Annotated in this window: 21 protein-coding genes, 1 tRNA gene and 1 pseudogene; 18 read left to right on the top strand and 5 right to left on the bottom strand. The window is 74.6% G+C overall.

Annotated elements, in window-relative coordinates; genetic code table 11:
• Nucleotides 1–8: 8 nt before the first annotated feature.
• Nucleotides 9–848 (bottom strand): FhaA domain-containing protein, encoded by an 840-nt coding sequence (locus STTU_RS15490; protein ID WP_009067364.1) that lies wholly within the window; start codon nucleotides 846–848, stop codon nucleotides 9–11.
• Between the two features lie 773 nt (nucleotides 849–1,621).
• Between STTU_RS15490 and STTU_RS15485 the strand changes: the two genes are divergently transcribed.
• A tRNA-Leu gene (locus STTU_RS15485) sits at nucleotides 1,622–1,705 on the top strand.
• A gap of 181 nt (nucleotides 1,706–1,886) precedes the next feature.
• Here the strand turns inward: STTU_RS15485 and STTU_RS15480 are convergent.
• Nucleotides 1,887–2,534 (bottom strand): FMN-dependent NADH-azoreductase, encoded by a 648-nt coding sequence (locus STTU_RS15480; protein ID WP_043255304.1) that lies wholly within the window; start codon nucleotides 2,532–2,534, stop codon nucleotides 1,887–1,889.
• Nucleotides 2,535–2,847: 313 nt separating this feature from the next.
• On the opposite strand from STTU_RS15480, the gene STTU_RS15475 reads away from it, so the two are divergent.
• The 7 genes and pseudogenes from STTU_RS15475 to STTU_RS15445 all read left to right on the top strand — a co-directional run bounded on the left by STTU_RS15475 (nucleotide 2,848) and on the right by STTU_RS15445 (nucleotide 9,464).
• Nucleotides 2,848–3,255 carry a winged helix-turn-helix transcriptional regulator gene (locus STTU_RS15475; RefSeq protein ID WP_007824434.1) on the top strand — a complete coding sequence of 136 codons (408 nt, stop codon included), beginning with the start codon at nucleotides 2,848–2,850 and terminating at the stop codon, nucleotides 3,253–3,255.
• Between the two features lie 147 nt (nucleotides 3,256–3,402).
• Nucleotides 3,403–4,974 (top strand): DUF2252 domain-containing protein, encoded by a 1,572-nt coding sequence (locus tag STTU_RS15470; RefSeq protein WP_106432139.1) that lies wholly within the window; start codon nucleotides 3,403–3,405, stop codon nucleotides 4,972–4,974.
• Nucleotides 4,975–5,067: 93 nt separating this feature from the next.
• A pseudogene (locus STTU_RS35475) lies at nucleotides 5,068–5,979 on the top strand (hypothetical protein); the annotation flags it as partial.
• Nucleotides 5,980–6,184: 205 nt separating this feature from the next.
• The gene (locus STTU_RS15460; protein WP_007824431.1) at nucleotides 6,185–6,529 is read left to right on the top strand and encodes a rhodanese-like domain-containing protein; all 345 of its coding nucleotides are present in this window, start codon (nucleotides 6,185–6,187) and stop codon (nucleotides 6,527–6,529) included.
• A 22-nt stretch (nucleotides 6,530–6,551) separates the two neighbouring features.
• The gene (locus STTU_RS15455; RefSeq protein ID WP_007824429.1) at nucleotides 6,552–7,376 is read left to right on the top strand and encodes a DUF5819 family protein; all 825 of its coding nucleotides are present in this window, start codon (nucleotides 6,552–6,554) and stop codon (nucleotides 7,374–7,376) included.
• Nucleotides 7,373–8,662, top strand: a complete 1,290-nt coding sequence (locus STTU_RS15450; protein ID WP_043255302.1) for an HTTM domain-containing protein — start codon at nucleotides 7,373–7,375, stop codon at nucleotides 8,660–8,662. Before STTU_RS15455 ends, STTU_RS15450 begins: the two co-directional genes overlap by 4 nt.
• 1 nt (nucleotide 8,663) lies before the next feature.
• Entirely contained in the window at nucleotides 8,664–9,464 is an 801-nt protein-coding gene (locus STTU_RS15445) for a TrmH family RNA methyltransferase (protein ID WP_007824425.1), read from the top strand.
• A gap of 133 nt (nucleotides 9,465–9,597) precedes the next feature.
• Here the strand turns inward: STTU_RS15445 and STTU_RS15440 are convergent, their stop codons facing one another.
• Both STTU_RS15440 and STTU_RS15435 read right to left on the bottom strand, forming a co-directional pair.
• A complete protein-coding gene (locus STTU_RS15440; protein WP_043257436.1) occupies nucleotides 9,598–10,215 on the bottom strand; it encodes a TetR/AcrR family transcriptional regulator in 618 nt (205 codons plus the stop codon).
• A 118-nt stretch (nucleotides 10,216–10,333) separates the two neighbouring features.
• Nucleotides 10,334–11,068: an Lrp/AsnC family transcriptional regulator gene (locus STTU_RS15435; protein ID WP_007824421.1), complete on the bottom strand. Its 735-nt coding sequence runs from the start codon at nucleotides 11,066–11,068 to the stop codon at nucleotides 10,334–10,336.
• A gap of 509 nt (nucleotides 11,069–11,577) precedes the next feature.
• Here STTU_RS15435 and pdhA point away from each other — a divergent pair.
• From pdhA to STTU_RS15395, 10 genes are all read left to right on the top strand, one after another.
• Nucleotides 11,578–12,819, top strand: coding sequence for a pyruvate dehydrogenase (acetyl-transferring) E1 component subunit alpha (gene pdhA, locus STTU_RS15430; RefSeq protein ID WP_043255301.1), 1,242 nt, complete (start codon nucleotides 11,578–11,580; stop codon nucleotides 12,817–12,819).
• Complete coding sequence (locus STTU_RS15425) at nucleotides 12,816–13,850, top strand: alpha-ketoacid dehydrogenase subunit beta (protein WP_043255299.1); 1,035 nt, start codon at nucleotides 12,816–12,818, stop codon at nucleotides 13,848–13,850. The genes pdhA and STTU_RS15425 overlap by 4 nt, the downstream gene beginning before the upstream one ends.
• Nucleotides 13,850–15,241, top strand: coding sequence for a dihydrolipoamide acetyltransferase family protein (locus STTU_RS15420; protein ID WP_007824414.1), 1,392 nt, complete (start codon nucleotides 13,850–13,852; stop codon nucleotides 15,239–15,241). Before STTU_RS15425 ends, STTU_RS15420 begins: the two co-directional genes overlap by 1 nt.
• 267 nt (nucleotides 15,242–15,508) lie before the next feature.
• Nucleotides 15,509–16,423, top strand: coding sequence for a DUF6457 domain-containing protein (locus STTU_RS15415; protein WP_043257433.1), 915 nt, complete (start codon nucleotides 15,509–15,511; stop codon nucleotides 16,421–16,423).
• Between the two features lie 161 nt (nucleotides 16,424–16,584).
• Nucleotides 16,585–18,231, top strand: a complete 1,647-nt coding sequence (locus STTU_RS15410; protein ID WP_007824411.1) for a molybdopterin molybdotransferase MoeA — start codon at nucleotides 16,585–16,587, stop codon at nucleotides 18,229–18,231.
• Nucleotides 18,232–18,332: 101 nt separating this feature from the next.
• On the top strand, nucleotides 18,333–19,445 hold the full coding sequence (locus tag STTU_RS15405; RefSeq protein WP_007824409.1) for a potassium channel family protein: 1,113 nt from the start codon (nucleotides 18,333–18,335) through the stop codon (nucleotides 19,443–19,445).
• A gap of 12 nt (nucleotides 19,446–19,457) precedes the next feature.
• Nucleotides 19,458–19,556 (top strand): hypothetical protein, encoded by a 99-nt coding sequence (locus tag STTU_RS36200; protein ID WP_158678818.1) that lies wholly within the window; start codon nucleotides 19,458–19,460, stop codon nucleotides 19,554–19,556.
• A 539-nt stretch (nucleotides 19,557–20,095) separates the two neighbouring features.
• A complete protein-coding gene (locus tag STTU_RS15400; protein WP_007824407.1) occupies nucleotides 20,096–21,076 on the top strand; it encodes an NAD(P)H-quinone oxidoreductase in 981 nt (326 codons plus the stop codon).
• Between the two features lie 1,636 nt (nucleotides 21,077–22,712).
• Nucleotides 22,713–22,868: a hypothetical protein gene (locus STTU_RS34935; RefSeq protein WP_167907318.1), complete on the top strand. Its 156-nt coding sequence runs from the start codon at nucleotides 22,713–22,715 to the stop codon at nucleotides 22,866–22,868.
• 273 nt (nucleotides 22,869–23,141) lie between these two features.
• On the top strand, nucleotides 23,142–23,678 hold the full coding sequence (locus STTU_RS15395; RefSeq protein WP_010278152.1) for a bacterial proteasome activator family protein: 537 nt from the start codon (nucleotides 23,142–23,144) through the stop codon (nucleotides 23,676–23,678).
• A gap of 580 nt (nucleotides 23,679–24,258) precedes the next feature.
• Here STTU_RS15395 and STTU_RS15390 read toward each other — a convergent pair.
• Nucleotides 24,259–26,073 (bottom strand): protein kinase domain-containing protein, encoded by a 1,815-nt coding sequence (locus STTU_RS15390; protein ID WP_007824404.1) that lies wholly within the window; start codon nucleotides 26,071–26,073, stop codon nucleotides 24,259–24,261.
• Nucleotides 26,074–26,387: the final 314 nt, after the last annotated feature.

Here is a 26,387-nt window from a genome sequence, read left to right as displayed (position 1 = left end):
CCCCCGCTTCACCCTTCGGCTTGCCGGAAAATAATGGTCGTGTTGCCCACGACGATCCGCGAGCCGTCGCGGAGCGTAGCGCGGGTGGTGTGCTGCCCGTCCACCACGATGCCGTTGGTGGACCCGAGATCCTGGATCGTCGAGGGCGTTCCGGTCCGGATCTCGCAGTGCCGGCGCGAGACGCCGGGATCGTCGATCCGCACATCGGCTTCGGTGCTGCGGCCGAGCACCAGCGTCGAGCGGGTGATCTGGTGGCGGTTGTTGTTGATCTCCACCCAGCGTCTGGTCCGGTCCTGCCCGCCGAAACCTCCGCCGGGCGCGGGCGCGGGGCGCACCGGCTGGGCGTGGGGCTGCCCGGGGGGCGGTCCCTGGGGCATCGGCGGCGCGCTCGCGGGGCGGGGCGGGTAGCCGTAGCCGGGCGGTGCGGCGTGGGGCTGGGACTGCGGGGCCTGCTGCTGCGCCTCGGCGCTCGTGCTGGAGGCGAGCGTGCGGCTGCGGACGCGGTAGAGGCCGGTGTCGAGGTCCTCGGCACGTTCCAGGTGGACCTTGATGGGACCCATGAACGTGTACCGCTGCTGCTGCGCGTAGTCGCGCACCATGCCCGCCAGCTCGTCGCCGAGCTGCCCGGAGTACGGGCTGAGGCGCTCGAAGTCGGGGGCGCTCAGCTCGACGATGAAGTCGTTGGGCACGACGGTCCGGTCACGGTTCCAGATCGTCGCGTTGTTGTCGCACTCGCGCTGGAGCGCTCCGGCGATCTCGACGGGCTGCACCTCGGACTTGAAGACCTTCGCGAAGGTGCCGTTGACCAGACCTTCGAGGCGCTGCTCGAACCGTTTCATGACTCCCATGAGGGCACCTCCCAAGCCGTGCTCGTCGCTGTACTGCGTCTGTACCGCGTCTTGTACTTCGTCCGTACCGCTACTGGTACTGCTTACTGATCGTATCCACGCGCGGGGAAAACGGGTGGTTCCCCCTGTCGCCCCCGGTCACGAGTGTCGCCCCTCACAAGACGTACCCGCCGACAGCGCCGCGAGTGCGCCGAATCCGGTACAGATACGCGGTGTTGGACCGTGGACCGCTTCCGCCCCCGTCCTCTCGAACAGGGATCGTAAAGCCGCTCACCGCCCAGTGTCCCCCACCTCGGCCACGAGCTGCGCGGGGGCGGGGTCGGGGGCGGGGGCGACAGCGGGAGCGAAGGGGGCGGGCGGGGGCGCTCCGGGCGGGGGTGGGGGCGCGTGGCCAGGGGGGTTCGGAGCGCGTGGCGGCGGGGGGAAAGCGGGGGCGCTGGGGCGGAAGGCGGGTGGTGGTGGGGCTTCGGCCGGGGGCTGTTGTCGGGTCGGGGGTGCTTGGCGGTGGGGCTTCCGCTGAGGGTGGGGGCGTTGTGGGGGGAGGGGTGGGGGCGGCGTCGGGCGGGGGCGAGGGGCGGTCCGTACGGTGTGGCAGGTCTCTCCGCGTGGTCTCCGTGCGCGGGTGCGGCGGGTCTCCCGCGCGGGTGCGGCGGGCCTGTCCGGGCCGGGTCCGGCGGGGTGGTGGGGGTCACCGGAAGCGAGATGAATCCGACCCGGTCAGCGTGCTAATCTTCTGATGTCGCCAGGGCAACACGGCGGCAGACACCCAATATGCGCGGGTGGCGGAATAGGCAGACGCGCTGGATTCAGGTTCCAGTGCCCGAAAGGGCGTGGGGGTTCAACTCCCCCCTCGCGCACACAGTAAGAGGCGGCACCGTGACAACGGTGCCGCCTCTTTTTGCGTCGGTGCCGATCCGTACCGGGCCGAGGGGCGGGCCGGGGCGCGGGCTGAGGGGCGGGCCGGGCCTTGACCACGAGGCCGGCCGACGGGCCGGGGCCCCGGGGCGAAGCCCCGGAACCCCGCCGGAGGGTGAGACCTCACACAGTCAGTCGCGCGGCCAGCGCCCTCGCCTTGACGTCCGCCTCCTCGAATGCCTTCTCGCGGCTCGCGTGCGCCAGCGGTCGCAGCTCCGCCATCTCCTCCTTGACGGGCGCCAGCGTCAGCTCCGGCACGATGAAGTCGACCTCGGCCCCCAGCATCCCGGTGATCAGCTTCTCGACGTAGTTCGTCACGAACTCGAAGCTCTCGCGCGGCGTCCCGGGCGCGTACGAACCGCCCCGGCTCGCGATCACGGTGAACGGCAGCCCCTTGACGGTGCTCTCGGGACCGCCGGTGCGCCCGACGACGATGACCTGGTCCAGCCACGCCTTGAGCGTCGAGGGGATCAAGAAGTTGTACATGGGCGCGGCGAGCAGCACCGCGTCGGCGGCCTCCAGCTCGGCGACCAGTTCCTCGCGCACCGCGACGGCCGCGCGCTGCTCCTCGGTGTGCTGCCCGGCGGGCACGAAGTCGGCCGAGAGGGCCTCCCAGCCGAGGTGCGGCACGGGGTGCGCGGCGAGGTCGCGGTGGACGACGGTGCCGCCGGGGTGCGCCTCCAGCCAGTTCTTGACGAAGGCGGCGCCGACCTCGCGCGAGGAGGACTGCTGGGGCGCGAGGGCCGAGTCGATGTGCAGCAGGGTTGCCATGGGGACTCCAGGTACTTCGTGCTTCCGGACGGTGCCGGACGGACGGGAACGGGGGTGGGACACGGGCGCGGCGGCCCGGGGACGCGAGCCGGTGCGCCGCGTTCACGCCGGGGGCGTGCCGGAAGGGCGAGCCGGAACGGTGCGCCGAGGGCGTGTCCAGGGCGCACCGATGGCGTGCCGAGGGCGCACCAGCGGCGTACCCGGGGGTGTCACCCGGGGGCGTGCCGAGGCGTGAACTTTCCTCTGCAACTAGTAGTAACACAGGTGCTTACTTTTCCGCAGTGGACTTCGGGTGGGCAGTACCCTGGGAGGCATGGCGGAGAAGACGGAGAGCGACGCGGCGTGTACCGAGGTCGGCAGAGGGATGACCCTCGTCTTCAACCTCCTGGGCAAACGCTGGACCGGACTGATCGTCGCCGTGCTGATCCCGGGCCCCGCGCACTTCGCCGATCTGCGCCGGGCCGTCCCCGGCATCAGCGAGCGGATGCTCTCGGACCGCCTCACCGAACTCGCGGGCGCGCGCCTCGTCGTGCGCGAGGTCGACGAGGGCCCGCCCCTGCGCGTCCGCTACCGCCTCACCGAGGCCGGCGAGGCGCTCGGCCCCTCGCTCGCCTCGCTCGGCGACTGGGCGGAGCAGTACCTGGAGAACGTGGGCTCCCCCTGCACGGAGGCGCGTGCGGCGGTCCGCCGCGCGACAGGGGACGCGGACCCGGGCTGTTGAGGTCCGGGCCGGTCCGCTGAGGGCGCGGTGCCAGGGGACCTCGGGGAGCGGCGCGGTCGCGTCGTAGGGTGCCTGCCACACGTACAGCGCCCGGAACCCGCACCCCCGTGGGGCGGGAGGGCGCGCGGACGAGGGGGCGGTCGGCGCATGACGGAGACGGTGGCGGCGGGCACGGCGTCGGGGGACCGTACGGGAACGGGCGGGGTGGCCCGTACGGAGACGGGTGCCGCGACCCGTACCGGGGAGCCCGTGCCCCGTGCCGAGGACCCGGCTCGTGCCGGTGAGCCCGCGACCCGTGCCGGGGACCCGGTTCGTGCCGGGGAGCCCGCGGTGATACGTACCGGGGCGGAGGACGGGACGTCGGCGGGACGGATACCCGAGGTGGCCGGTTTCGCGCGGCGGGGCGGGGCCGGGGGCGGCAAGGCGTACGGGAAGGCGTTGCGCGCGCGGGTGCCGCGCGGCGCGCACGCGGAGTTCGTCCGCGATCCCGCCCGGCCCGATCCGCTCGACGCCGTCGCGGAGTCGAACCGGGGGCGGCTGCCCGCGCTCACGCCGCTGCGCGCCGAGCGGATGGCCGCGAGCCCCTTCGCGTTCCTGCGCGGCACGGCCGGGCTGATGGCGTACGACCTCGCGCGCACGCCCGTGACCGGTGTGGGCGCCCAGCTGTGCGGCGACGCGCACGCGGCGAACTTCGGGCTCTACGGGGACGCGCGCGGCGAACTCGTCATCGACCTCAACGACTTCGACGAGACCGTGCACGGGCCCTGGGAGTGGGACGTGAAGCGGCTCGCGACCTCACTCGTCCTCGCGGGGCGCGAGGCGGGGGCGGGCGAGGACGTGTGCGCGGACGCGGCGCGCGACGCGGCGGGCGCGTACCGGCGCACGATGCGGCTGCTCGCGAAGCTCCCCGCGTTCGACGCCTGGCACGCCGTCGCCGACGAGAGCCTCGTCTCGCACGCCGACGCGAAGGACCTCGCGGGCACGCTCGCGCGCGTCGCGGCGAAGGCGCGCCGCAACACGAGCGCGCGCTTCGCGGCGCGTTCGACCGAGGCGACGCCGGACGGCGGGCGGCGCTTCGTGGACGCGCCGCCCGTACTGCGCCGCGTCGGGGACGCGGAGGCGGCGGCCGTCGCGCGGGCGCTCGGCGACTGGCTCCCGACGCTCGCCGAGGACCGGCTCCCGCTGCTCGCCCGTTACGCGGTGCACGACGTCGCCTTCCGCGTCGTCGGCACGGGCAGTGTCGGCACGCGCGCGTACGTGGTGCTGCTCCTCGACCACCGGGGCGAGCCGCTCGTCCTCCAGGTGAAGGAGGCGCGCCCCTCGGTGCTCCTGCCGCACCTCGCGACGGCCGGATTCCCCCCGCCCGAGCCCGTGACGCACGAGGGGCGGCGCGTGGTGCTCGGGCAGCGGCGGATGCAGGTCGTCAGCGACCACTTGCTGGGCTGGACGACGATCGAAGAACGCCCCTATCAGGTAAGGCAGTTCCGAAACCGGAAGGGCAGCGTCGATCCGGTGTCGCTGGAACCGGCGGAGCTGGACGACTACGCGCGCATGACGGGGGCGCTGCTGGCGCGCGCCCACGCGCACACGGCCGACCCTCGGGTGATCGCCGGATACTGCGGGAAGGGCGGGGAGTTCGAGGAGGCGGTGGGGCAATTCGCGTGCGTGTACGCGAATGTGACGGAGAGGGACCATGCGCGATTTGTGGCGGGGCGGTGAGGTGGGGGCAGAAGAATCAACCCAGTTGTCCACAGATTTCGGCCCGAAAACCCAAACCCTCATATCATCCGCCGCGTGACCTAGGCTGGCCTGGTGACGACCCCGGAAGACGAGTCCCCGCAGCCCGCCCCGCCGACGCCGCAGGGCGAGGGCGCCGCCCCCGCGCCGGACCCCGCCTCACCCTCCGCACCGGCTGCCGGATCACCCGGCGGGACACCCCCCGCCGGAGAAGCACCCGCCGACGGGACCCCCCGTCCCGAGGCGCGCCTGGAGCGGGCCGTACGCGCCGCCGAACAGGCGCTCATCGAGTACGAGATCGCCGTCGAGACCTTCCGTATCGAGGTCGAGAACTTCTCCCGCCTCCACCACCAGCGGCTCGGCCCCGTCTACGCCCGTCTCGACGAGCTGGACGCGCTCATCGCCGAGGCCCGCGCGGCGCGTACCGGCAGCGACGAGGACCGGCTCACCGCCGCGCGGCTGCGCGCGGAGGCCATGCCCATGCCCGCCGTCGAGGAGCTGTTCCACGGCTGGATGGGCGCGGAGGGCCTGTGGCCCGAGGCCGCCGCGATGCTCACCGAGCAGCCCGTGCGCCCCCCGGAGCGCGTCCGCCCGAGCGAGGAGGCCCGCGCGCTCTACCGCGACCTCGTCCGCAAGGCCCACCCCGACCTCGTGCAGGACGAGAAGGAACGCGCGCGGCGGGACGAGTTCATCAGCCGCGTCACCACGGCGTACGGGCGCGGCGACGAGGCCGCGCTGCGCGCGCTCGCCACCGAGTGGGAGGCGGGCCCGGCGCCCCAGCCCGCCTTCCCGAGCCGCAGCGAGGAGCTGTACGCGCGCCTGGAGTGGCTGGCACAGCGCAAGGACATGATCGCGGCGGCGGCGCACGAGCTGGAGGAGAGCGCGATCGGCTCGATGCTCCGCCTCGCCCCCGACGACCCCGACCGCCTCATCGAGGAGGTCGCCGAGCAACTCCTCGCCCAGGTGGCCGAGAAGGAGCACGAACTGCTCCGCTGGACCTCGGGAGAGACGCAGCCCGGCGGCGATACGGGTACGGGTACGGCGCCGGATGCGGGTACGGGTACGGATACGGAGCAGGCCGGGCCCGCGACGGACCCCGGCGACCCCGCGGGCGCCGCCGGGTCCACCGGCTCCGCCGGTTCGGGGGACGACTCCGCGCCCGGCGGCGGGCGGGTCGGGTAGCGTCTCAGCCATGCATTTCGGATCTCTGCCCAGTGTCGGTGTCGGTGAGCTGAAGGCCGACGACTTCCTCCTCGACGTCCGCGAGGACGACGAATGGCAGGCGGGTCACATCGAGGGCGCCCTGCACATCCCGATGAGCGATTTCGTCGCGCGGTACGGCGAAGTCACCGAGGCCGCCCCGCAGGACGGCACGGTCAACGTCATCTGCCGCTCCGGCGGCCGTTCGGCCCAGGTCACGATGTACCTCGCCCAGCAGGGCATCGACGCCGTCAACGTCGAGGGCGGGATGCAGGCGTGGGAAGCCGCGGGCAAGCCCGTCGTCGACGACAAGGGCGCCGCCGGCTTCGTCATGTGAGCCGGCGCTGGGGCGGCAAGGGATGAGCGCGGACGACGGCACGGCGGACGACGGCATAGGCGTCGACGGCACGGAGGCCGGTGGCACACCGGCCGCGGGCGGACAGGACCCCCGCGCCACGGACCCGACGCGCGACCCCGCGCCGGACGCCGCCCCCGTGCCGGACGCGGCGTCGGAGCCGGACGCCGCCCCCGCGCCGGACACGCCCCTCCTGTCCGCCCCCGCCACCGGGCTCGCCGCGCTCTCCCTCCCCTTCCGCGTCGTCGGCGCGCTCGCGCTCGCCGCCGTGCTCGTCCTCACCGGGCTGCACCTCTCGTTCCTCTTCCTCCACGTCGCCCCGGCGAACACGGTGAGCACACGGCAGGCGAAGGCCGTGAACGCCTGGATCTACCCGGAGTTCGAGCAGAACTGGAAGCTGTTCGCGCCCAACCCGATCCAGCAGAACACCACCGTGCAGGCGCGCGCGAGCGGCCTGCACGCGGACGGCACCAGCTTCCTCACCGGCTGGTACGACCTGTCCGCGCGCGACGGCGCCGCGCTGCACGGTGAGCCGCTGCCGAGCCACACGCGGCAGAACGTCCTGCGCCGCGCCTGGGACCTCTACGCCTCCTCGCACGACGACGACGGCCGTCCCGTCGGCACCAGGGGCGAGCTGTCGGCCGCGTACCTCACCCGGCTCGCGACCCAGCGCCTGGAGCGCGCGGGCGCGGGCGGGCCGGGAGCCGAGCTGACCCGGATACGGGTACGGGCCCGGTTCACCCCCGTACCGCCTCCGCCCTGGAGCGGCGAGAAGCTCGCCGGGCGCCCCGCCTACCGCACGCTCGACTGGGCGGAGGCCCACCGATGACCCGGCCCACGCCGCGGGGCACACCGGAACCCGTCGCCGTCCCCCGGCCCCGCGCCCCCGCGACACCCCCCGCACGGCAGCGCCCGGCCCCCTCCGCCGCCGCCCGCGCGGCGCTCCGTACCGCCGTCGCGCGGGTCACCGGCTCGACGCTCGGCGCCCGGCAGACCGCCGCCGTACGGATCGGGGTCGCCGGGACGTGGGGTGTCTACCTGCTGCGCGAGTGGCCGCACCGCGCGGAGCTGTACGGCCCAGGCAGCGCCTGGGGCTGGGACCTCGCGCGGCGCCTCGTGTCCGGCAACGGGGCCTTCACCGCGCTGCTGTGGTCGCGGAGCGAGGCGTGGTTCACCTGCGTGTACGTGCTCGCCCTGCTCGTCTCCTTCCTGCTCGTGCTCGGCTGGCGCACGCGGACGATGTCCGTGCTCTTCGCGCTGACCCTGCTCTCGCTCCAGAACCGGTCGGTCTTCGTCGGCGACGGAGGCGACAACCTCCTGCACCTGCTCGCCCTCTACCTGTGCCTCACCCGCTGCGGACAGGTGTGGTCGCTCGACGCCCGCCGCCGCGCCCTCGGCCGCCCCGACCGCGCGGGCCCCTGGCTGTGGGGCCTGCTCGGCACCGCGCTGCTCGCCGCCCGGCTGAGCGACCGGCTCACCCCCGGCTGGACCCTCACCCTCGCGGCCACCTGGGCGGCCCTCGGCGCCTGGTGGTTCCTCGAACGCCACCCGCTCGGCGAGACCCGCGCGCTCGCCGACGTCCTCGGCAACCTCCTGCACCACGCCGGAGTGCTGATCATCATGGCGGAGACCTGCCTCGTCTACGCCACCGCCGGCTGGTACAAGATCCAGGGGAGTCGCTGGCAGGACGGCACCGCTGTCTACTACCCCCTCGAACTCGACTCCTTCTCGCCCTGGCCGGCGCTCTCCCACGCCCTCGCCGCCCACGGGACCCTGATCGCCCTGCTGACCTACGGAACGGTCTTCGCGCAGGTCTCGTTCCCGTTCTCGCTCCTGAATCGCCGGGCCAAGAATGTTCTGATCATCGTGCTGGTGGGCGAACACCTCGGGATCGCCTTCCTCCTCGGCCTCCCCTTCTTCTCCCTCGCGATGCTCGCCGCCGACGCGGTCTTCCTGCCGACCGGCTTCCTGCGCGCGGTGGAGCGCGGGGCGCGCCGGGTGACGCATCGCAGGACGCGCCCGACGACGCGGCACGGGCCCCGTCGCACGGTCCGTACCGCCGACGCGGAGGCCCCCGTGCGGCCGGGAACGGGGAGTGTCAGTGCAGCCCCGTAGGGTGCACGGCATGCGCGAGAACGAGGTGGCCGGAGAGGCCGCGCGGGAGGCCGCCGCCCGAGAGGCGGCAGGGCGCTGGCACGCGCTCGCGGCCGGTCTGGACGGCATGGCCGTCGTGCTCCTCGACGGTTTTCACGCGCTGAAGCACGCCCTGCGCTTCGGCGCGGACGTGCCGCTCGCGGTCGCCGAGGACCGCGCGGCGGTGCTCGCCCTCGCCGACGAGCTGGCCCCCGACCTCGCGCCACGCCTCGCCGAACTGCTCGTCCCCGTCCCCCCGGCGCTCTACCGCTCGCTGGTGCCGCGCCCGCACCCGACCGGCGTCGCCGCGCTCGCGGGCCGACCACCCGAGCCCGGCTTCGCCGGGCCCCGTACGAGCCCGCTCCTCGTGCTCGACGAGCCGCGCAACCTGGGCAACGCGGGCGCGGTGATCCGCCTCGCGGCCGGTTTCGGGGCGAGCGGCGTCGTGACGACGGGCGACCTCGACCCCTGGCACCCCGCCGTGGTCCGCGCGGGCGCCGGGCTGCACTTCGCGACCCCGGTCGCGCGCCGCGCCGTGCCCGAGCTGCCCGCTGGGCCGCTCTGGGCCTTCGACGCGGAGGGCGAGGACCTGCGCGGCCTGCGCGTCCCCGACGACGCGCTGCTCGCCTTCGGCTCCGAACGGCACGGGCTCACGGCCGCCGTACGGGAACGGGCCGACCGCCTCGTCGCACTGCCCATGCGCCCCCACGTCTCCAGCTACAACCTCGCGACGAGCGTGGGCATGGCCCTCTACCACTGGTCGCTCGGCGCCGGACGACCATGAAGCGGGGCCGGGGAGCCGGGTGCGAGGGGTGCGGGGCGCAGGACATGCGGGGCAGGGCGCGAGGGGCGTGGGCCTGAGGCCGGGGCGAGGGGCCGGGAACCGGAGCGGGTCCGGGGGACGACGCTCCCCGGTCTCAGCGCGGGCGCAGGCCGTCGAAGGCCAGGTGGAGCACGGCGTCCGCGAGGTCCTTCGCACGTTCCCGCTCCCGCTCGCGCGCGTCCGCGTCCCCGTCGTCCGCCGGGCGGTACCACTCGACGATCGAGTTGATCATGCCGTAGAGGAGGCGGGTCGCGAGCCGGGGGCTGAGGTCCGCGCGCAGCCCGCCCTCCGTGACGGCGGCCTGCACGAGGTCCGCGAGGCGGTGGTCGAAGTCGCGGCGGCGCTCCATCGCCCAGCGCTCCGCGTCCGTGTTGCCCCGCACCCGCAGGAGGAGCGTCACGTACGGAAGCTCGGCGACCAGGAGGGCGACCGTCCCCCGTACGACGTGCTCCAGGCGCTCCGTCGCCGTGCCCGCCCGCGCGCCCTCCTCGTCCAGCACCCCGAAGAGGCCGTCGAGGGCGCGGCTCACGGCCCTGCGCAGCAGCTCCTCCTTGCTGGAGACGTGGTGGTAGATCGAGGACTTCGAGATCCCGGCGGCCCGCGCCAGGTGCTCCATCGAGGTGCCGTCGTACCCGCGTTCGTTGAAGACGCCGACGGCGACCGAGAGGAGGGATTCCGGCGTGTAGGCATCGCGCTTGACCGCAGCCGTCATGATCAGGACCACCGTTCCGGGGAGGGCTCAGCGGCTCTCCTTTGTGCCGACCGATCGTTCGGTCACTCTAACGCCGCCGCGCGGCCTTGCCCAGGGCGGAGGCGCGCGGTGGGGGCGCTCAGCGGGCCGGGTGGTCCGCCGGGTGTTCGGGCGCGGCGGAGGACTCGGGGCTCTGGCCGACCTCTTCCTCCTCGAACACGAGCAGCGTACGGGTGCTGAGGATCTCGGGGATCGCCTGGAGGCGGGTGAGGACGAGTTCCCGCAGGGCCCGGTTGTCCGGCGAGTGCACGAGGACCAGGACGTCGAAGTCGCCCGAGACGAGCGCGATGTGCGCGACCCCCGGCAGCCCGCGCAACTGGCGGTGCACGGTGCGCCAGGAGTTCTGCACGATGCGCAGGGTCAGGTAGGCGGAGGCGCCCTGGCCCGCGCGCTCGTGGTGCACGCGGGCGCCGAAGCCGAGGATCACGCCGTCCTCGACGAGGCGGTTGATGCGCGCGTACGCGTTCGCGCGCGAGACGTGCACCTGCTCGGCGACCGAGCGGATCGAGGCGCGCCCGTCCGCCTGGAGGATGCGCAGGATGTCGTGGTCCACCGCGTCGAGCGGGCGCGGCTCGCGGGGGCGCGCGGCGGCCGGGGACGCGGAGGCGCGCTCGGCCGGAGGCGTGGTAGCGCCCGTGCCCGCCGTGCCGCCCGGGGCCGTGCGGGGCGCCGGGGGGCGCAGCCGGGGCGGGGCCGGGGCCTCGCGCGGGCGCGCCTCGGCCTGCGGCGCCGCCTCGTGGTGCGGGCGGGCGTGCCCGGCCGCGCGGCCCTGCTCGCCGGGCCTGCTGTCGTCGGTTCGTTCCCGTCGTGTCATGTCCCGCCCCGTGCCCTGTCGGTCCTGCCGCTGTCATCGCTGCCGTGCCCACGTACCACCGCGTACGACGCCGGGCCGGCTCGTGCCCGTGGCGCCCCGGTACGCGTCGGCTCGTACCCGTACCGCCGTGCGCGAGCCGCGCGCCGGCCGTTCCACCGCGCCCGTGCCCGAGGGCTCGCGCCCGGCACTCCGCGCCGTGCGGCCCGCACGCGGTTCTCGCTTACTTGTTCCTACCCTCCCGCACTCCCCTGTCGCCCTGTGCCCCCGGCGCCGCCGTGGGACGGCTGGGGGTGGCGCGGCCATTCGTTCAGGCGGGACCGGCCGCGAAAGGGCCGCCATGGACGCCTGGTCGACATCACACGCCCACTGACGCAGATTGTCCACAGGCCCGGGGTGCCTGTGGCCAAAATGCGCTGATCCTCGCACCATCAGGAGGTGAAGCGGGTCACGTGGCGACCCGCCGCGCCCTGCTTTCTCACGAGTGGTGTTCTCACAAGGAGGTGCCGGACATGACGGTCGTCGAGCATCAGGGGCAGACAGACGCGCCCCGCCCCGCCCCGCCCCCGCACTGGCGGCCCCGTACCGACCCGGTCCCCCTGCTGCCCGACGCCGAGCCCTACCGGCTCCTCGGCGTCGCCGCCGCGCCCGCCAAGCCCGGCGCCCGCCGCACCAAGGCGTCCGCGAAGAAGTCCCCGGCCGCCGCGGCCGACCCCGCCCTGCTGCGCCGCCTGTACGCCGAGCTGGTGCGCGGGCGGCGCTACAACGCGCAGGCCACGGCCCTCACCCGGCAGGGGCGGCTCGCCGTCTACCCCTCGACCACCGGGCAGGAGGCCGCCGAGATCGCGGCGGCGCTCGTGCTCCAGGACCAGGACTGGCTCTTCCCCAGCTACCGCGACACCCTCGCGGTCGTCGCGCGCGGCGTCGACCCGCTGGAGACCCTGACGCTCCTGCGCGGCGACAAGCACACCGGCTACGACCCGCACGCGACCCGCGTCGCGCCCCTGTCCACGCCGCTCGCCACGCACCTGCCGCACGCGGTGGGCCTCGCGCACGCCGCCCGGCTGCGCGGCGACGACGTCGTGGCGCTCGCGATGTGCGGCGACGGCGGCACGAGCGAGGGCGACTTCCACGAGGCGCTCAACTTCGCCGCCGTCTGGCAGGCACCCGTCGTCTTCCTCGTGCAGAACAACGGCTACGCGATCTCCGTGCCCCTCGACAAGCAGACCGCCGCCCCCTCCCTCGCCCACAAGGCCGTGGGCTACGGCATGCCGGGCAGGCTCGTCGACGGCAACGACGTCCTCGCCCTCCACGAAGTCCTCGGCGAGGCCGTCCTGCGGGCCCGTACGGGCGGCGGACCGACGCTCGTCGAGGCCGTCACGTACCGCCTCGACGCGCACACCAACGCCGACGACGCGACGCGCTACCGCGAGGCCGAGGAGGTCGAGGTCTGGCGCGCGCACGACCCCGTGCGGCTCCTGGAACGCGAACTGCTCGCGCTCGGCATCCTCGACGAGGACGCGATCGACGCGGAACGCGAGCGCGCCGAGGAGTTCGCCGCCGGGCTCCGCGCCCGCCTCAACGCCGACGCGGACCCGCACCCCGAGGAACTCTTCGCCCACGTCTACGCCACGCCGACCCCGCACCTCGCCGAGCAGGCGGAGCAACTGCGCGCGGAACGCGAGGCCGAGGCCGAGGGCGCCGCGCACGACGACGCGGCCACGCACGACGACGAACGGGAGAGCGGCCGATGACGACGGCCACGACGGTCACCAGCACGCCCACGACGGGCGCGCCCAAGCCCACCACGATGGCCGCCGCGCTCAACCGCGCCCTGCGCGACGCGCTGACCGAGGACCCCGCCGTGCACGTGCTCGGCGAGGACGTCGGCACCCTCGGCGGTGTCTTCCGCATCACCGACGGCCTCGCCGCCGAGTTCGGCGACCAGCGCTGCCTCGACACCCCGCTCGCCGAGGCCGGCATCCTCGGCGCGGCGGTCGGCATGGCGATGTACGGGCTGCGCCCCGTCGTCGAGATGCAGTTCGACGCCTTCGCCTACCCCGCCTTCGAGCAGGTCGTCAGCCACGTCGCGAAGATGCGCAACCGCACCGGCGGGCGCCTCCCGCTCCCGCTCACGATCCGCATCCCCTACGGCGGCGGCATCGGCGGCGTCGAGCACCACAGCGACTCCTCCGAGATCTACTACATGGCGACGCCGGGCCTGCACGTCGTCACGCCCGCGACCGTCGCCGACGCCTACGGCCTCCTGCGCGCCGCGATCGCCTCGGACGACCCGGTCGTCCTCATGGAGCCGAAGCGGCTCTACTGGTCGAAGGCCGACTGGTCGCCCGAGAATCCCGAGCCCGTCGAACCCCTCGGACGCGCCGTCGTGCGCCGCCCCGGCCGCAGCGCGACGCTCCTCACGTACGGCCCCTCGCTGCCCGTCTGCCTGGAGGCCGCCGAGGCCGCCGTCGCCGAGGGCTGGGACCTGGAGGTCGTCGACCTGCGCTCGCTCGTCCCCTTCGACGACGAGACCGTCGCCGCCTCCGTGCGCCGCACGGGCCGCGCCGTCGTCGTCCACGAGGCGCAGGGCTTCGCGGGGCCCGGCGGCGAGATCGCCGCGCGCGTCACCGAGCGCTGCTTCCACCACCTGGAGGCACCCGTGCTGCGCGTCACGGGTTTCGACATCCCCTTCCCGCCCCCCATGCTGGAGCGGCACCATCTTCCTGGTGTGGACCGCATTCTCGACGCCGTCGCGCGCTTGCAGTGGGAGGCTGAACGCTGATGCCGCAGGTCCTGGAGTTCGCCCTGCCCGATCTCGGTGAGGGGCTGACGGAAGCACAGATCGTCACGTGGCTCGTGGAGGTCGGCGACACCGTCGCGATCGACCAGCCCGTCGTGGAGGTCGAGACCGCCAAGGCGATGGTCGAGGTCCCGTGCCCGCACGGCGGCGTCGTCACCGCGCGCCACGGCGACGAGGGCCAGTCCCTGCCGGTCGGCGCGCCGCTCGTGAGCATCGCCGTGGAGGGGGAGGGCGGTACGGGGGCCGGTGGCGGCGCCGGTACGGGCGCGGGCGCCGCGCCCGCCGGTCCGGCGGCCTCCGACGCGTCCGGGGACCCCGCCGCCTCCGCCGACGACGGCGGCTCCGGGAACGTGCTCGTCGGCTACGGCACGGGGACGGCGACCGCGGTACGGCGCCGCAGGGTCCGTACGAGTACGACGACCGCCCCGGCGGTACGGGTCCGCGAGGCCGAGGCCCCCGCCCCGGCGGCTCCCGCGTCCGCCGTCACCGTCACGGCCGAGGTGGCCGAGGGCCCGGTGCCCGTCATCTCGCCGCTCGTGCGCAAGCTCGCCCGGGACAACGGCATCGACCTGCGCGCCCTCAGCGGCAGCGGGCCCGAGGGCCTCATCGTGCGGGCCGACGTCGAGCGCGCGGTCGCCGAACCGGCCCGCACCCCCGCCGCGGCCGAGCCCGTGCCGGACGCCGCCGAGGAACGCGTGCCCCTGAGCGGGATGCGCGGCGCGGCGGCCGAGAAGCTCTCGCGCAGCCGCACCGAGATCCCCGACGCCACGTGCTGGGTCGACGCGGACGCCACCGCGTTCCTCGCCGCGCGTGCGGCGATGAACGCGGCAGACGGCGAGAAGATCTCCGTCCTCGCGCTCTTCGCCCGCGTCACGAGCGCCGCGCTGGCCCGTTTCCCCGAACTGAACTCGCGCGTGGACACGGTCACCCACGAGATCGTGCGGCTGAAATCCGTGCACCTCGGCTTCGCGGCGCAGACCGAACGCGGTCTCGTCGTGCCCGTGCTGCGCGAGGTCCAGGACCAGAACGCCGAACAGCTCTCCGCCGGGCTCGCCGCCCTGACCCGCACCGCGCGCGAGGGACGCCTGACCCCGGCCCAGCTCACCGGCGGGACCTTCACGCTCAACAACTACGGCGTCTTCGGCGTGGACGGATCGACGCCGATCATCAACCACCCCGAGGCCGCGATGCTCGGCATCGGCCGCATCACGCCGAAGCCGTGGGTCCACGAGGGCGAACTCGCCGTCCGCCAGGTCGTGCAGCTCTCCCTCACCTTCGACCACCGCGTGTGCGACGGCGGCGTCGCGGGCGGCTTCCTCCGGTACGTCGCCGACTGCGTCGAACACCCCGCCCTCCTCCTCCGCACCCTCTGACCCGCCACGCCCCGCACCACCCTTCGCCCCGTCCCGTCCGCCCCACCCGCGCATACTGCGGGCATGCGGATGGTGGCGGGGCGCTGGAGTCGAAGCGGTGAGGTGGGGGCGACGGCGGGGGGAGGCGCGGTGGCGACGGCTGAGGGCGGCGCGGTGGCGAGGGCGGGGGGCGGCGCGGGTCCCGGGGCGGGGCAGGACGGCGGTGACCCGGCTCCCACCGCCCGGCCCGGTGGGTCCGGCGCGGACGCGGGCGGGGCGACGGCGGAGGTGCGCGTGGGGCGTGGAGGCGGGGCGGGCGGCGCGTCCGGGGCGTACGACGCCGTCGTGCTCGCCGGGGGCGGGGCGCGGCGGCTCGGGGGCGCGGACAAGCCGGGGCTGCGCGTCGGCGCCCGGACGCTCCTCGACCGGGTGCTCACCGCGTGCGAGGGAGCCCGTACGACCGTCGTCGTCGCCGTGCCGCGCCCCGTCGCGCGGCCCGTCGTGTGGGCGCGCGAGGACCCGCCGGGCGGCGGGCCGCTCGCCGCGCTCGACGCGGGGCTGCGCCACGTCACCGCCGCGCGCCTGTGCCTGCTCTCCGCCGACCTCCCCTTCCTCACCTCCGCCGCCCTGACCCGCCTGCACGCCGCGCTCGACGCGGCGCCCGAGAAGGACGGCGCCCTCTACGTCGACGCGGACGGCCGCGAGCAGTACCTCACCGCCGTCTACCGCACCGCGCCGCTGCGCGAGGGCCTGGAACGCCTGAAGGACGGGCCGGACAGCACGCCCGGAGTACTGCCGCGGGGGACCGGCGGGCAGGTGAGGACCGGCGGGCTGTCCCTGCGGCGGTTGCTCGGCCCGCTGGACCTCGTCCGGGTGCCCGATGAGGAGCGCGTCTCCTTCGACTGCGACACCTGGGAGGACCTCGCCGCCGCCCGGGACCGGATCAGGGAGCATGGTCACGTGCTGGATGAATGGATTTCCGCGGTCAAGGCCGAACTCGGCATCACCCTCGACGTGGACGTACGTCTGCTGCTCGACCTCGCCCGCGACGCGGCCCACGGTGTCGACCGCCCGGCGGCGCCGCTCACGACCTTCCTGGTCGGCTACGCGGCGGGGCGGGCCGAGGGCGGCCCCGAGGCGGTCGCCGATGCGGTGCGCAAGGCGGAGGCCCTCGCGCAGCGCTGGGCGGCTGAGGCGAAGTGAGCGCGCCACGCGGTACGAACCCGCACGACCCGCGACAGGACTCGCGGCCGGACCCGCGGGGCTCGCGGCGGGACCCGGAGGACCCGTGGCCGGACCGGCAGGGCTCGCGGCCGGACCCGGGAGCGGCTGACGACACGCCGCGCACCCCCGCCACCTCCCCGGTGGACTCCGACCCCGACGCCGTCGAGGCCGCCTACGACGCGGCGTTCGACCAGGCCCTCGCCCTCGCCCGCGCCCACACCACGACTCCCCACCCGCGTCCGGCTCCCACGGACGCCCCCGACCCCGCTTCCGCACTCGCCGAGGAGGACGCTCCGGAGAAGCCCCGCGAGGCGTACGACTGGGCCGCCGTCTACGACGCGGAGGACGAGACCGGCGGGGCGGAGGCCAGGACCGGCGACGCGTGGACCGCGATCGAGGAGGCGTGGACCGGCGACGTACCGGCGACCGAGACGCGGGCGGACGACACCCCCGCGGGTGACGGGCGCCGCGACGCCGGACTCGTACCGCCGCACCGGGACAACGCCTCCGCCGAGGACACCACGCACGGCCCGGACCGTCGTGCCGTCCCCTCCTCCCGCGCGCGGGTCGCCGTCGTGCGGACCTGGGAGGAGGCACGCGGGATCGCGCTCCGGGCGGCACGCGAGACCGTGGCACGCACGGCGGCCCGGCCCGTACCGCTCCTGCCCCTGGAGGAGGCGCGCGGGCTCGCCCTCGCGGAACCGCTCACCGCCCTCACCGACCTCCCCTCCTTCGACACCTCTGCCATGGACGGCTGGGCCGTCGCCGGGCCGGGACCCTGGCGGCTGCTCCCCGGCGCGAAGGTGCTGGCGGGGCATCAGCTCACGGGTGCCGATGGGCGTCTTGAGGACGGGGCCGCCGTCCGCGTGGCGACCGGCGCACGGGTCCCCGGCGGGACGACCGGCGTGCTCCGCAGCGAGCACGGCGAGGTGACGGCCGAGGGCACGCGCCTGCACGCCCTGCGCCCGCTCGCGCAGGGCGAGGACATCCGCCCGCGCGGGCAGGAGTGCCGTACGGGCGACGCGCTCGTCGACGAGGGCACCGTCGTGACCGCCCCGGTCCTCGGACTCGCTGCCGCCGCCGGCTACGACGCCGTACGCGCCCACCCCCGCCCCACCGCCGAGATCTTCGTCCTCGGCGACGAACTCCTCGGCAAGGGCATCCCCACGGACGGCCTGATCCGCGACGCGCTCGGCCCGATGCTCCCCGCCTGGCTCGACGCGCTCGGTACCCGCGTCCTCGGCGTGCACCGCCTGCGCGACGAGGAGGACTGCCTCGCCGAAGCGCTCGCCGCCTCGGAAGCGGACCTCGTCCTCACGACGGGCGGAACGGCGGCGGGCCCCGTCGACCACGTACGTCCCGTCCTCTCCCGGCTCGGCGCCCGCCTCCTCGTCGACGGCGTCGCGGTCCGGCCGGGGCACCCGATGCTGCTCGCCGCGACCGCGCCGGGCCAGCACCTCGTGGGTCTGCCGGGCAACCCGCTCGCGGCCGTCGCGGGACTGCTGACGCTCGCCGCCCCGCTGCTCGCCGTCCTCGCGGGCCGTGACGAACTCCCCCTCGCCCGCCTGCCGCTCGCCGAGAGGGCTGAGGGGCATCCCCGGGACACGCGGCTCCTGCCGGTGCGTGTGCATGAGGGAAGGCTGTGTCCACTGCGCTACAACGGCCCCGCGATGTTGCGCGGAATCGCGAATGCCGACAGTCTCGCGGTCGTCCCTCCGGGCGGGGCCGAGGCCGGAACCGCCGTGGAGGTGCTCGACCTGCCACGAGCGGGCGGATGTTTCACGTGAAACATGGCCCGGTTGGACGAGCACGATGTTTCACGTGAAACATCGTGGGGCGGTGTGAAGGGCGATGTTTCACGTGAAACATCACCAGGGCCTGATGGAGGATGCACGTGAAACTGCCCGGACAGGACGCGATCGCGCGTCAGGCGGGTGAGCAACTGGTCGCCACGCGCATCAAATTGCCGCGCCGCGTCGTCGAGCGGCCATTCCGTCAGGTCGCCAAGCGCATCGCCATGGCGCTCGCGGTGCTCGTGGGCACCGCGCTCCTCGTCTACGCGGGCCGCGACGGCTACGGGGACAACTCCGACCACAAGGTCGATCTCCTCGACGCCTTCTACTACGCGACCGTGACGCTCTCCACGACCGGGTACGGCGACATCGTGCCGGTGAGCGACACGGCGCGGCTGATCAATATCCTCGTCGTCACGCCCCTGCGCGTGCTCTTCCTGATCATCCTGGTCGGGACCACCTTGGAGGTCCTCACGGAACGAACCCGTGAGGAATGGCGGCTGCACCGCTGGAGGCATGCTTTGAGGGACCACACCGTCGTCGTCGGCTTCGGCACGAAGGGACGTTCGGCGATCAAGACCGTGCTGGCGGCGGGCTCCCTGACCCCGCAGCAGGTCGTCGTCGTCGATCCGAGCGAGAAGGTGATCGAACTCGCCACGGCCGAGGGCTTCGCGGGCGTCGTCGGCGACGCCACACGCAGCGATGTCCTCGCGCGCGCGGAGGTGGGCAAGGCGCGGCAGATCATCATCGCCACCCAACGCGACGACACCGCCGTCCTCGTGGCCCTGACGGCACGGCAGCTCAACCGGGCCGCGCACATCGTCGCGGCCGTGCGCGAGGAGGAGAACGCCCCGCTGCTGCGGCAGTCCGGCGCGGACGCGGTCATCACGAGCGCGAGCGCGGCGGGACGCCTTCTCGGGCTCTCGGTCCTCAGCCCCAGTGCCGGCACGGTGATGGAGGACCTCATCCAGCAGGGCACGGGCCTCGACCTCGTCGAACGGCCGGTGATAAAGGCCGAGATCGGGCGCGGCCCGCGCGAGACGGACGACCTCGTGGTCAGCGTCGTTCGCGGCCACCGGGTCCTCGGCTACGACGATCCGGCGGTCGGCACTCTCCAGGCCACGGACCGCCTCATCACCATCGTCCGCGCGGGCCCCGACCCACGAGCCCTCCGCGACACCCGACCCCTGCGGGGACACCCGTCCTGAGCGGGGGCCGTCCTGAGGGGGGGCGTGCTGAGGGGGGGCGTGCTGAGGGGGGCCGTCCTGAGCGGGGCCATCCTGAGCGGGGTGGACGGAGGGCGGGGGCAGCCGTCCTGAGCGGGGCGGTGGGGTCGCGGGGGCACCCGTCCTGAGCGGGTTGGCGGGGTGGCGGGGCGCCCGTCCTGAGCGGGTCGGCGGGGTGGCGGGGTGGCCGGGCCGCGGGTGTCGGCCGGGCGGCGGGTGTCGGCCGGGCGGAGGGGTGTCGGCCGGTTGGTTGGGGGAGTGGGTGGGCAGGACGCTGGCCCGTGGCGGAACGAGGTGGGGTGGGTGGCCGCGTCCGATCGCGGGCTGCTGCGGCGCGGGCAGTCGTCCGCCGGGCGGTCGGCGGGAGCGCGGCCTGACCGGGCAGGGCAGGGCAGGGCCGTGCCGGGCAGGGGGTCCGGCCGCCGACCGCGCGGCGGGCGGTGTGGGGCTGGTGGGCCGCGCGGTCCTAAGCGGGCGGCCGTCGGGCCCGGTCCAGGCAGGAGAGACCTACGTGCGGGAGGCGCCCTCTTCGGGTGCGGGGGAGAGTCGTACGCCGTACCGGAGCGAGCCGTCGCGGGGAAGGGTCGGCGGGTCCTCGGGACGGATTCGGACCGGCGAGTAGCCTCGCGAGCATGCATGCGATCACGATTTCCGAACCCGGTGGACCGGACGTGCTCCTCTGGTCCGAGGTCGACGATCCCCGCCCGGCGCCCGGCGAGGTGCTGGTCGAGGTGGTGGCGAGCGCGGTGAACCGCGCCGACCTCCTCCAGCGGCAGGGCTTCTACGACCCGCCGCCCGGCGCGTCCCCGTACCCGGGGCTGGAGGTCTCCGGCCGGATCGCCGCGCTCGGCGCGGGTGTCTCGGGCTGGGCGGTGGGCGACGAGGTGTGCGCGCTCCTCGGCGGCGGTGGCTACGCCGAGAAGGTCGCCGTACCGGCCGGCCAGCTCCTTCCGGTGCCCTCCGGCGTCGACCTGGTCGAGGCGGCGGCCTTGCCGGAGGTGGTGTGCACGGTCTGGTCGAACGTGTTCATGGTCGCCGGGCTGAGGCCGGGGGAAACCCTTCTCGTGCACGGCGGTTCGAGCGGGATCGGGACGATGGCGATCCAGCTCGCGAGGGCGGTCGACGCACGCGTGGCGGTCACCGCGGGCACGGCCGCGAAGCTGGAGAGCTGCCGTGAACTCGGAGCCGACATCCTGATCAACTATCGCGAGCAGGACTTCGTCGCCGAGTTGGGGAAGGCGACGGAAGGACACGGCGCCGACGTGATCCTGGACAACATGGGCGCGAAGTACCTGGACCGCAACATCCAGGCCCTGGCCACGAGTGGCCGCCTCGCGATCATCGGTATGCAGGGCGGGGTCAAGGGCGAACTGAACCTCTCCGCGCTGATGAACAAGCGCGCCGCCGTCACCGCGACGTCGCTGCGCGCCCGCCCGGCGGCGGAGAAGGCCGCGGTGGTGGCTGCGGTACGCGAACATGTATGGCCCCTCCTTTCCTCGGGCGCGGTCAAGCCGGTCGTGGACCGCCGCATCCCCATGAGCGAAGCGGCGACCGGACACCGTGTCCTCGACGAGAGCACCCACATCGGCAAGGTCCTGCTGACGACGGGCTGAACTCCGCGGACGCGCAACCGTGGTGGGCCGGTCGGCACCCGCGAAGCCCCTCTGCATTCGGGGAACTCGGTGTGTTCACAAGTCTGGTCCGCGATCCCGGCGCTTTGGCCTCGAAGAGGATCAAAGCGCTGAATCTGTGGATAACTTCGGTGAATTCGTCACGTCGCTCACTCTTCGGAGTGAGCGGCGTCGCGGGTTTCGGGGACTTATCCACAGATTTGGGGGGATGGGGGCGGGGGTGCCTCGGGGCCTGAAAGGATGGTCACAGGGGAGCCCCCCCGGGTGGGTGGGGGTCTGTCCTGGGGCAGGTGCGCCGACGCCCCGCGCTCTGGCGACAAGCCACCGGACCAGCGCACGCCCGGACGTCTCCTAGGCGCAGTCCACGCCCGCACGACCCGCAGGCAAACAGTCCGCTTCACGCCCGGCAACCCGCGCAACGCCCTGAGCGCACGGCCCCCTTCGCCCTCTCCCGCGCCCTGCCACACCCCTCGGCGTTGTGTCGCCCCGCGCGTGCCTCCCCGCCCTCTCGCGCGCCTTGCCACGCCTCTCGGCGTTGTGTCGCCCCGCGCGTGCCTCCCCGCTCTCTCCCGTGCCCTGCCACGCCCCACGGCCTCGTCGCCCCGCGCGTGCCGCCCCCTCTCCCGCGCCTGCCACACCCCACGGCCTCCACACCCACGACCTCGTCGCCCCGCCCGTCCCTCCGCCCCCGCCCCCTCGGCCTCGTCATCTCGCGCGCCCTTCGGCCACGTCGCCACCCACCGTGCCCCCGCCCCTCCCGTGCCCCCCGCCCCGCCACCCTCGGCCTCGTCGCCCCTCCCTCGCCCCCTCTCCCCCGCCCCCCTCCTCCCGCCCGTCCTGCACCCTCCCCCCACCCCCTTCACCTGCGCGCCCCCGCGTTCCCGGTCGCCGACCTCGGCGCTCCGTGTGAGGCTGGTCACGTGGAATGGGGTTCTGTGGGAGGGACGACATGACCGCTGGGCTGCGTGTGGTGACGGCTCCCGCCGCGTTGGTGGTGTTCCTCCTGGCCCTGGTGCTGGTTCTTCTGCTGCCGGACGGGCTGGCGTACGCGAGGGGACGGGTGCCGCGCGGGGTTCCGCACAGCACGGCGTCCGCTTCGCCCCTCGCCCCCTTCGTCGAGCTTCCCCAGCCCCTCACCGGCTACGGGGCCCCGCAGAGCCACGCCCCGGCTCCCGCGCCACCCCCCGAACACCCGGGCCCCTCTCGCAGCGGCACCCCCCACTCGCCCGCGCCCGGTCCGAGCGCCGCCCTCGACCCGCACACGGCCCCCGCGTTCCCCGGCACCGAGTTTCCGCCCCCGTTCACGGCTCTCCCTGTGCCTCTCCTTCCCGCAGTCCCCGCCACCGCGGCCACCCCGCCCGGCGCCCCGCACCGTCCCGGGACCCCGAGCCCCGCTGCGGCCTCCGCCTCGCCCGGCGGCAGTGCGGCAGCAGGGCTCGCGCGCGTCTCGCCCTCCCGTACGGGGCCCCCGAAGGCCCCGTCGCCCCGTGTCGTTCCGGCTCACCCCGCACTGGAACCGCTCGCGCCCCCGGAGCCGCCGCGTGGTCGCGCGCCCCTCGCTTCGCCCTCGCGTGCATCCGGAGGGGCGCCCGAGGAGGACGAGGCGCTTGCCGAGGAGATGCCGCTCGCCGACGAGGTGCCCTTCACCGTGGGTACGAGAGGCACGGGATTCCTCACGGACGGGCGCAGCCGCCTCGCCCTCGGCGGCGGCCTGATCTGCCTGGGCTGCGGCCTCGCGACGGCGCTCCTCGCCTTCCGCCTGCGCCGCGCCTGACGCCGTACGAGCGCCTGACGCCGTACGAGCGCCTGACGCCGTACGGGCGCCTGACGCCGTACGAGCGCCTGGCGGCGTACGGGCGCCCGACGCCCCACGGGGCGCATGACACAGAACGGACGTGTGACGGCGTACGAGCGTCACCCGCCGCCCCGACCACCCCTGCCCGTACCGGCCCCCCCGCCCCGCCCCCACCCGCCCCGCTCCGCCCCCGTACCGATCACCCCCCCGGCTCCCTTCAGGCATTCCCGGGCCGTGCGACAGAATGGACGTATGGAGATCCCGAGGAACGAACGGTCGCAGGAGCAGCCGCAGGTCCTGGTCGTCGGGCAGGAGGGGATGGCGCTCGGCGGCGGTGGTGTGGATGACGAGTCGGGCGAGACCCCGATCACCGAGATGGTCGCCCAGCCCGCGAAGGTCATGCGCATCGGCAGCATGATCAAGCAGTTGCTGGAGGAGGTGCGGGCCGCGCCTCTCGACGAGGCGAGCCGGGCCCGGCTGCGGGAGATCCACGCCAGCTCGGTCAAGGAGCTGGAGGACGGGCTCGCCCCGGAGCTGGTGGAGGAGCTGGAACGGATCTCGCTTCCCTTCACCGACGACGTCACGCCGAGCGATGCCGAGCTTCGCATCGCGCAGGCGCAGCTCGTGGGCTGGCTGGAGGGCCTCTTCCACGGCATCCAGACGACGCTCTTCGCCCAGCAGATGGCCGCCCGCGCCCAGCTTGAGCAGATGCGGCGCGCACTGCCGCCCGGCAGCGGCGGCGAAGAGGGCGACCTCAGCGGCGGCCGGACGGGCGGTCCCTACCTCTGACCGTGAGCGCGGACACCTCCTTCTGACCGCGCCCGGACACCCGGACCTTCAGGACCGGCGAAGCGAAGAAGGGCGGCGACCGGACGCTGGATTCCGGCGCCGCCCTTCGCCGTCCGCGCCCCACTGCACTCCGCGCGGACCGGCCTCTCCGCGCCCGACTGCACTCCGCGCGGACCGGCCTCTCCGCGCCCGACTGCACTCCGCGCGGACCGGCCTCTCCGCGCCCCACTGCACTCCGCGCGGACCGGCCTCTCCGCGCCCCGCCACCTTTCGCCCATCAGCCTCTCCGCACCCCCGCCGCTCCGCGCGCACCAGGCCGCCCTCACCCACCCTCACCGAGGCCGACCAGTCAACCGGCTGCCAGTCCCCGCCCCCGGAGAGAAGCCCCGGCCGGCAGTCCCGCCCCAGTAGGGAAACGGCCCCTAAAACGCGCCCCCGCCGCGAAGCCGCCCCCAAGAAGCAACCACTCGCCGAGTGCCCCCCACGGAGAGCCCAACGGGGAGTCCTCCGCCGAGCGCTCCCCACCGAGAACCCCACACCGAGAACCCCGCGCCGACCAGCCCGCCCCCCGCCGTGTCCCTCAGGCCGGGTTCCCCGTCGAGACCCGCAGGGTGATCGACGGCTTGTCCTTCTTGTCGACCTCCTTGTTCGGGTCCGGCTTCTGGCTGATCACCGTGCCCTCGCCGAAGGTGTTGTTGTCGACCTTCTCGACCGTCCACTTCCAGCCGCCCGCGCTCAGGCACTCCTCCGCTGACTTCAGGTACTTGTACTGGACGTCCGGCACCATCACCTTGTCCGGGGCCCAGGTCAGCGGTGTGCGGGAGACGCACTTGTCGGGGTCCATCGTCCGGTCCGTCTCGGGGCTCCGGTAGCCGGGCGGGTGCGCGCCGGACTCCTTCGCGACCGGCTTGGGGTCGGGCTCGTCCTTCGTGCCGTCCGGCCCGAACGCGATCCACAGCCCTCCGCCCACGAGGACGACCGCCGTGATCGCGAGCGTGAGGACCGTCCGCCGCCGCTTGCTCCCGGGCCCCGGCGCACCGCCGCCCGTCGCCCCGCCCGGTCCTCCCGCGCCGTTCCCGTCGTGTCCCGTCCCGGCCTGCGGGTATCCGTACGCGCCGGAGCCCTGCCCGTACGAGGGCGTGCCGCCGCCGTACGCGGCACCCCCGTTCGCGTACGGCGGCGTCTGCCCGTACGGGTTCGGCGGCGGGCTCTGGTAGCCGCCCTGCGGGGAGCCGTACGCGGGCGGGGGCGTGCCGTACGCCTGCGGCTGCGGAGCCGGCGAAAAGCCCTGCTGCGGCACGGGCGGGAAAATCGCCTGCTCCGCCTGCCCGCTCACACCCTGCCCGGCACCCGGACCGCCCAGGCCGCCCGAACCTCCCGGACCACCCGCGCCACCCGAACCACCCAGGCCAGCCGAATCACCAGCGCCCCCCGGACCGCCCGCACTCCCCCCTCCCCCCACACTCGGCGCCGCCCCGGTCAGCGCCCCCGCCACCCGCTCGCACTCCTCCCGCATCGCCTCCGCGTGCGGGAAGCGCTCGGCGGGGTTCTTGCGCAGGGCGCGGGCGATGAGCGCGTCGATCGCCGGGGGGAGCGCGCTGTTCAGCGTCGAGGGGACGGGCGGGGGCTCCTGAACGTGCGCGTACGCGATCGCGAAGGGCGAGTCGGCATCGAAGGGGAGCCGTCCCGTGAGGAGCTGGAAGAGCATGACGCCGACGGAGTAGATGTCGCTGCGCGCGTCCACGGGTCGGCCGAGCGCCTGCTCGGGGGAGAGGTACTGCGGGGTGCCGACGACCATCCCCGTCTGCGTCATCGACGTGACTCCGGACTGGATGGCGCGCGCGATGCCGAAGTCCATGACCTTCACGACTCCGCGCCGGTTCACCATGACGTTGCCCGGCTTGATGTCGCGGTGCACGAGCCCCATCTCGTGGCTCAGCTCCAGGGCCGCGAGCACGTCCCCGGTGATCTTCAGCGCGCGCTGCGCGGGCATCGCGCCGTGGGCCCGTACGTCCCGTTCGAAGAGCGTGCCGAGCGCGTCGCCCTCGATGTACTCCATGACGATGTACGGGGTCGTCGCGCCGTCGAGCTGGTCCTCGCCGGTGTCGAAGACCGAGACGATGTGCGGGTGCGCGAGCTTCGCGACCGCCTGGGCCTCGCGGCGGAAGCGCTCGCGGAAGGCGGGTTCGCGGCCGAGGTCGGTGTGGAGGGTCTTGATCGCGACGCGGCGGTCGAGCGCGGAGTCGTAGGCGAGGTGGACGGAGGCCATGCCCCCGGCCCCGAGCAGTTCCTCCAGCCGGTACCGGCCGCCCGCCACGGTCTTCCCGGTGTACCGGTCGCGCGTCTCGTCGCCGTTCGCCGTGTCCCGGTCGCGCGCGTCGTCGTCCTGGCTCATGTCCCCCGCCGTCCCCGCTGTACCCGTGCCGCTCCGGGTGCGTCCCGGCCTCCCGGCCGTCCTTGCCGTTCCCGTGTGCTCCGGCCGCGTGCGATGATCCCTGACCGGTCCCGGCCAAGTCTGCCCCAGGGCACGGGAAGGTCAAGCGAGGTGCCCGAGTCGTGACCGTACGCGGTACGACCGTGAGGAGGGCGTGACGCGGCGCACACTCGCGGGGCCAGGGAATATGCCCGGCCTGCCGCGTGGCGGGCCGGATGGTCGTTCCGTCCCGGACCGCGAGGCCCCTGTGAGGCTGTAGCGTGGCGATGGAGGAC

The sequence above is a fragment of the Streptomyces sp. Tu6071 genome, assembly GCF_000213055.1.
GTDB classification, from domain to species: Bacteria; Actinomycetota; Actinomycetes; order Streptomycetales; family Streptomycetaceae; genus Streptomyces; species Streptomyces evansiae.
Note: the sequence above shows the minus strand (reverse complement) of the source record. Positions and strands in the feature narration are given on the sequence as shown.